Genomic DNA, 6,720 nt, shown 5'->3' on the forward strand with positions numbered 1-6,720 from the left:
GTACGGTCCATTCAGCGGAAACAGAAAAAGTACTACCCCGTGAACCCCGAGCTGCGTACTATCGGGATTCCGTTCCGCACAAACTAACAGACAAACTGCAATTTACTCATATCGCAATGCCTCGATTGGATCGAGCTTAGCTGCCTTGCGGGCTGGATAGATGCCGAAGAACAGGCCAATGCCGACGGAGAACAGGAACGAAATGATTACCGGCATCATCGTAATGACAGTCGTGAAATTGCCGACCTTGGCGATGATCTGCGATGCCGCACAGCCCACCACGATGCCGATGATGCCGCCAATGATGCCGATGACCATCGACTCGATCAAGAACTGCGTCATGATGTTCATGAACGTCGCCCCTAATGCCTTGCGAATACCGATCTCGCGGGTACGCTCCGTCACCGACACCATCATGATGTTCATGATGCCGATGCCACCGACCAGCAGTGAGATACCGGCAATCGCGCCTAAGAGCATCGTCAGCATCGCCGTCGACTGGCTCATCGTCTCCATCAGGCTCGTGAGGTTGCGGACATTGAAGTCATCCTCCTTGCCGCCGATGATATGATGGCGGGTGCGCAGCAGGTTCTCGACCTCAGCCTGCACCTGATCCATCTTGTTGGGATCAGCGACCTGAATATTGATGGACTGGACGTAGGTAATGCCGAGCATTCGCTCCTGGGCCGTCGTTATCGGCACATAGATCATATCGTCCTGATCCTGTCCCATCGATGACTGGCCCTTAGACTCCAAAAGTCCGATGACCTTATATGGCTGGTTATTGATGCGGATGTTCTTGCCCACCGGGTTCTCCTTGGCAAACAAGTTCGCCGCTACCGTCGTACCGATAACGGCTACGCGTGAGCGCTTGTTCATATCGTTCGCTGAGATGAACGAACCATTGCTGACCAACAGCGAACGGATAGACATGAATTCCGGCGTCACGCCCTGTACCGAAGTCTTCCAGTTGTTGTTGCCATAGACAATCAAGTACGAGCCCGAAACCGATGGCGAGACGTATTCGATGTTCTTGATCTTGTTCTTGATGGCCTCAGCATCATCGTATTTGAGCGTCTGCATCGAGCCTGCCGCCCCGCGGACACCGCCGCGGTTCGACGAGCCAGGGGAAACGATCAGCATGTTGGAGCCGAGGCTGGCGATGGAGTTCGTGACATTGCTGCGCACGCCCATGCCCACCGATACCAGCGCGATGACCGCCGCTACACCGATGATGATACCAAGCATCGTCAGCAGGCTGCGCATCTTATTCGCATAGAGGGAAGTGAGCGCCATCTGGAAGCTTTCACTAAACAACATCCATGACCACTCCCTTTCCTTCGTCGCGCGTGATCTTGCCATCGCGTACTAACAGCTGACGGCTCGCGCAGGCCGCAATCTCCGGCTCATGAGTGACCAGGATGATCGTGCGCCCCTTCTCATGCATGGTCTCAAAGATTTCCATGATTTCCTTCGTCGACTTCGTATCGAGGTTGCCTGTAGGCTCATCGGCCATGATGATATGCGGGTCATTGACCAGCGCGCGGGCGATGGCCACGCGCTGGCGCTGGCCGCCCGAGAGCTCATTAGGTTGATGGTCGGCACGGTCGCCGAGCCCGACGGCCTCGAGATAGTGCATGGCGCGCTCCAGACGCTCCTTGCGCCCCACGCCTGCATAGACAAGTGGCAATGCGACATTCTCCAGCGCCGAGATGCGCGAGAGCAGATTGAAGTTCTGGAACACGAAGCCTATCTTCCGGTTGCGCGTGACCGCCAGCTTATCATCGCTGAGGCCCGCCACCTCCTCGCCGTCGAGCTTGTAGGATCCTTCCGACGGCCGATCGAGGCAGCCGAGAATATTCATGAGCGTCGACTTGCCCGAGCCTGACGGCCCCATCAGGGCAGCAAACTCTCCCTGATAGATATTGGTCGTGATGCCGTCAAGCGCTGCCAGCTCCTCGCCGCCGATATGATAGACTTTCCGGATACCGGAAAGCTGTATGGTCGGATAACGATTTTCCTTCTTTTCCATGGTTTCCTCGCTTTCCTCGCCTTACATCGGCGGCGGGCCGCCTCTATTCCTCTTGCTGTTCGTCGTTGTCTTGGCAGCCTTGGCCGTATAGGTGCTCACCACCTGCTCGCCCTCGGACAGGCCATCGAGGATCTCTACATACTCATCGCTGTAGATGCCCGTCTCGACATAACGGTTCTCCTGGGTTCCATCCGGATTCTTGACGATGACATAGGAGCCATTCGCATCGGTCTTGAGGGTCGAGATCGGCACAGCCAGTGCGCCCGCCGTCTCAGCCGTATTGATTTCCACGCGCGCGGTCATAGCCGGCAGCAGTTCGTTGTCCGGATCATCCACATCCAAGGTCACATAATAATAGATGACACTCGAGGATGAGCTGCTCGAGGACGTGCTCGACGATGAGGAGGTATCCCAGCTGTTGCTCGTATCCGTCTGGGAGATATTCGTGACGCGGGCCGTAAAGGTCTTGCCCGTGTAGCTGTCCACTGTGAAGGTTGCCGTCTGGCCGACCTTTACACTGCCGATATCGGTCTCATCGACCTTGGCCTGAATCTGCTTGCTCGAAAGATTAGCAATGCGCATGATGACCGTCGGACTGCTCGTGCCCTGTACAGCCATCGTGCCCGGCGTCTTCGGCTCGCCGACGACAACGCCTGACATAGGCGCCGTGATCGTCATCTCATTCATATCAGACTGCGCCTCAGACAGCGATGATACTGCCGTCTCATAGTTCATCTGGGCATCCTCGAGATCGGCCTGTGTATTGGCACCGATGCTGTAGAGATAGCTGACGCGGTCGTATTTGGCCTTGGTATTCGTGACCTTGATCTGAGCTTGGTCACGCTTGGCCTCATAATCCTTGCCATCTAACGTTGCAATGGTCTGGCCGGCCGTGACCGTGTCGTTTTCCTTGACGAGCACGCTCTTGATGCGGGCCGTGACCTTGGAGCTTACCTCGACCGAGTTGACCGGACGGATCGTGCCCGTCGCCGATACAGTCGACTTCATATCCATGCGGATGACCTCGGTCGTCTCCACAGCGGCCGCCTTCTTAGCCTGCTGCTGCCCCTGATAATATTTCCAGCCGCCAAAGGCGCAGGCTGCCACGAGCACTACGGCAATCCCCGCCTTTATTTTCCAGTTTATGTTCATTTCGTCTCCTCATTTCCTGCCAATTCATCTGCCACTGCAGCCGGCGTCGTCTCTGCCTGAGCCTTGGTATCTGCCTTGGCTGCCGCGCTGCCAGTCTGTTCGATTGGCGAGCTGTCCAGCGTCTTGTCCACATCCGTCTCCAGCTTGGCTGCCGCCTCCTGCTCACTGGCATTCAGGCTGATGCCCATGGCATTTTCCACCGTCGCCTTGTAGCGGGCATAGTCATACTGGGCGCTGATGTAGTTCAGGCGTGCCGTCGACAGTGCCTCCTGGGCATCGATGATATCGAGCATCAGGCCCTCGCCAGCGCGGTATTTCTCGCGGGCAATGTAGGCATCTTCCTCAGCCTGATGCACTGCATCCTTGGTCGAGTTGAAGCGTTTCTCTGCTTCACGCATGTTATAGTATCCCTGACGTACAGCCAGATCCACATCTTCCTTGTCCTTGAGCAGCGTGAGCTTGGCCACATCGTAGTCCGTCTTGGCTGACTTGACTGCGGCATCGGTAACACCGCCATCAAAGATGCTCCACTTCAGACCGACACTTGCCGACACGCTATTGCTCGACGAACTCGCTGGATGGAACACATTCGAGTTATCGAGCCCCATATTGAGCGATACCGACGGCAGATAGCCAGCCTTAGCCGCCTTGACGGCCTGCTCCTGCTGCTCAACCTTATACTGGTCAACCAGCAGGTCCTTGCGGTTGGCATAGGCATAGGCGATGCAGTCATCCATCGCAATCGCAAACTCATCGTAGCTGAAATCCGACGTAAGGTTCAGTGGCTCCGTGCGGTTCAGGTTGAGATAGTTGCGCAACGTCGCCAGATCCACCTCATAGCTGTTCTGCGCCTTGATGAGATTCTGCCGCGCATTGCTGAGCTCAACCGACGAGCGGATCACATCGATGCGTGCCTTGGCACCAGCTGAGTAGAGCTGACTGACATTCGTATAATGCTCCTGATACTTGTCCACGGTTTCCTGCCGCACCGCGACCGTCTTTTTCGCCTCCAAGGCATCGTAGTAAGCCTTGATGACGTTGAGCTTGAGGTTCTCGCGGTCGCGCTCCGTCAGCAGGTCTGCCGACTTCACACCGAGCTCAGCCTTCTTGATGGCAGCCTGATTGGCTCCGCCTGAATACAGCGGCATCGATGCCGATACTCCGGCCGTATTGCTTTCCCGGCGGTCGCTGTCATTGCTCTTGCTCACGCTCAGCGTGTCTGTAGCCGAGACCGAAACGCCATTGTTGCCCCGGGCCTTCTTCAGCGAGGCCTGTGCCGTATCCTCACCTTTCTGCGTGACCTTGAGTCCCGTATTCTGCGTAAGCGCCATATTGATGGCCTCCTGCAGGGACAAGTCTGCAGCCAGTGCCGTCGGCCCCATGACCATCATCATGCCAGCTAATGCCAGCGACAATCTTCTCTGCCGTTTCTTTATCAGACGACTTATCTTCACAATTTTTCCTCCCCTGAAAAAATATCTTATTTCTTATCCCTAAGCTAAAATTCCTATTCTTTATTTTATCACAATTCCCTCTAATTACATGGGTTTATTGGTTAGATTATGATAAAATAGGGTTGTTGTAAGAACATAAGAATCAACTGATAAATCCATTAAAATCAAGGAGTCATCCATGGATAATCCATACTTTGAACAAGCCCGGAATCTCCTGCGCAAATTCTACGGCTATCGCAGCTTCCGTCCGGCCCAGACACCCGTGATTGAGAGCCTGCTGGCCGGCCAGGACACCGTCGCCATCATGCCGACCGGTGCCGGCAAGAGCATCTGCTTCCAGATCCCGGCCATGGTATTCCCGGGCATCACGCTCGTCATCTCGCCGTTGATCTCGCTGATGAAAGATCAGGTCGATGCACTCGCCGAGCAGGGCATTCCCGCCACCTATATCAACAGCACACTGTCACTTGCGGAGTCCGACACCCGCCTCAATGCCATTGCCGCTGGCAGGTTCAAGCTCGTCTACGTCGCCCCGGAGCGGCTTGACACGAGCTACTTCCAGTACATCATCGAGCATCAGCCCATCTCGATGGTCGCCGTCGATGAGGCCCACTGCCTCTCCCAATGGGGCCACGACTTCCGCCCGAGCTATCGGCAGATTGCGCCATTCATCGCAGGGCTGCCGCGCCGGCCGCTCGTCGCGGCCTTCACGGCTACGGCGACCCCCGAAGTCAAGGACGATATCATCAGCCTGCTCGCCCTGCGCAATCCCCAGGTACATGTCACCGGCTTTGACCGACCGAACCTCTACTTTGAAGTGCGCCGCGGCGAGGACAAGAAGAAATTCATCGTAAGCTACGTCCGCAACCATCCCGATGAGACCGGCATCATCTATGCCGCCACGCGCAAGGAAGTCGACAAGGTCTACGAACTGCTGCAGAAGAAAAAGCTCGCTGTCGGCCGCTACCACGCCGGCATGACCGAGAAACAGCGCACCAAAGCCCAGGACGATTTCCTCTACGATAACATCCAGGTCATCGTCGCCACCAACGCCTTCGGCATGGGCATCGACAAAAGCAACGTGCGCTACGTCATCCACTATAACATGCCCAAGAATATCGAGGCCTACTATCAGGAGGCAGGCCGTGCAGGCCGTGACGGTGAGCCTGGCACCTGCATCCTGCTCTACTCTCCCCAGGACACGATGACCCAGAAATACCTGATCGACGTCTCCATCGAAGACGAACAGCGCAAGGCCCATAACCTCGGCCGCCTGCAGAAGATGGTCGACTACTGCCATACGCCGGAATGCCTGCGCCACTTCATCATCCATTACTTCGGCGACACCTCGGCCCCCGAGATCTGCGATAACTGCGGCAACTGCAAGGCCGGTCTTGAGCGCGTCGACGTCACGATTGACGCCCAGAAAGTCTTCTCCTGCGTCTACCGCATGCGCGAACGCTTCGGCCTGACACTTGTCGCCCAGGTACTCAAAGGCTCCAGCGACAAGCGCGTCCGCGAGCTGCACTTTGACGAGCTTTCCACCTATGGCCTGATGAAAGAACGGAGCCTGGCAGATATCAAGCTATTGATCCAGCGCTTTGTCGCCACCGACTACCTGGCCCTGACTGAAAGCCAATATCCAGTGCTGACGCTGCAGCCCAGCGCCTATGCCGTGCTCAAGGGACAGGAAAAAGTCTACCAGGCCCTGCCCAAGGCCGAGCCCGAAAAAGCACCAGCTGCCCCCGAGCTCTTCGACTACCTGCGCACCCTGCGCAAGGAAATCGCCGCCCGCGACCACATCCCGCCCTATGTCGTCTTCTCCGACGCCACCCTGCGCGATATGTGCCTGGTCCAGCCTGACACCCTCGACGAGATGCTCAACGTCAAAGGCATCGGCGAGCTCAAGCTCGAAAAATATGGAGCTGCGTTCCTGCAGTGCATTAAAGAACACAAATAAACCACAATACAACAATTGCAGTTTGTCTGTTAGTGCGAGATTACAATAAGCGTGATACAGCTCAGCTTGGGTGAGGGTGGGTGCACTTTTTCTCCGCTTCGCTAAATGACCCGCGCTGGTGT

Annotated in this window: 5 protein-coding genes; 1 reads left to right on the forward strand and 4 read right to left on the reverse strand. The window is 56.2% G+C overall.

Features of this window, described 5'->3' with window-relative positions:
* Window positions 1-102: 102 nt before the first annotated feature.
* Genes BM322_RS13170 through BM322_RS13185 form a run of 4 tightly spaced genes read right to left on the reverse strand, consistent with a single transcriptional unit; the run spans window position 103 to window position 4,638 of the window.
* Window positions 103-1,320: an ABC transporter permease gene (locus BM322_RS13170; RefSeq protein WP_075431195.1), complete on the reverse strand. Its 1,218-nt coding sequence runs from the start codon at window positions 1,318-1,320 to the stop codon at window positions 103-105.
* On the reverse strand, window positions 1,310-2,032 hold the full coding sequence (locus BM322_RS13175) for an ABC transporter ATP-binding protein (protein WP_075431196.1): 723 nt from the start codon (window positions 2,030-2,032) through the stop codon (window positions 1,310-1,312). The genes BM322_RS13170 and BM322_RS13175 overlap by 11 nt, the downstream gene beginning before the upstream one ends.
* 21 nt (window positions 2,033-2,053) lie before the next feature.
* Window positions 2,054-3,184, reverse strand: coding sequence for an efflux RND transporter periplasmic adaptor subunit (locus tag BM322_RS13180; RefSeq protein WP_075431197.1), 1,131 nt, complete (start codon window positions 3,182-3,184; stop codon window positions 2,054-2,056).
* Window positions 3,181-4,638, reverse strand: coding sequence for a TolC family protein (locus BM322_RS13185; RefSeq protein ID WP_082334502.1), 1,458 nt, complete (start codon window positions 4,636-4,638; stop codon window positions 3,181-3,183). Before BM322_RS13185 ends, BM322_RS13180 begins: the two co-directional genes overlap by 4 nt.
* A gap of 178 nt (window positions 4,639-4,816) precedes the next feature.
* Here BM322_RS13185 and recQ point away from each other — a divergent pair, with 178 nt between their 5' ends.
* Window positions 4,817-6,598, forward strand: coding sequence for a DNA helicase RecQ (recQ, locus tag BM322_RS13190; protein WP_075431199.1), 1,782 nt, complete (start codon window positions 4,817-4,819; stop codon window positions 6,596-6,598).
* Window positions 6,599-6,720 lie beyond the last annotated feature (122 nt).

The organism is Selenomonas sp. GACV-9 (assembly GCA_900116485.1).
Classification (GTDB): Bacteria; Bacillota; Negativicutes; order Selenomonadales; family Selenomonadaceae; genus Selenomonas_A; species Selenomonas_A ruminantium_G.

Excerpts from the sequence above, each read along its gene's own strand:
- BM322_RS13170 (WP_075431195.1), bottom strand. The coding sequence starts at position 1,320 with ATGTTGTTTAGTGAAAGCTTCCAGATGGCGCTCACTTCCCTCTATGCG.
- BM322_RS13175 (WP_075431196.1), bottom strand. The coding sequence starts at position 2,032 with ATGGAAAAGAAGGAAAATCGTTATCCGACCATACAGCTTTCCGGTATC.
- BM322_RS13180 (WP_075431197.1), bottom strand. The coding sequence starts at position 3,184 with ATGAACATAAACTGGAAAATAAAGGCGGGGATTGCCGTAGTGCTCGTG.
- recQ (WP_075431199.1), top strand. The coding sequence starts at position 4,817 with ATGGATAATCCATACTTTGAACAAGCCCGGAATCTCCTGCGCAAATTC.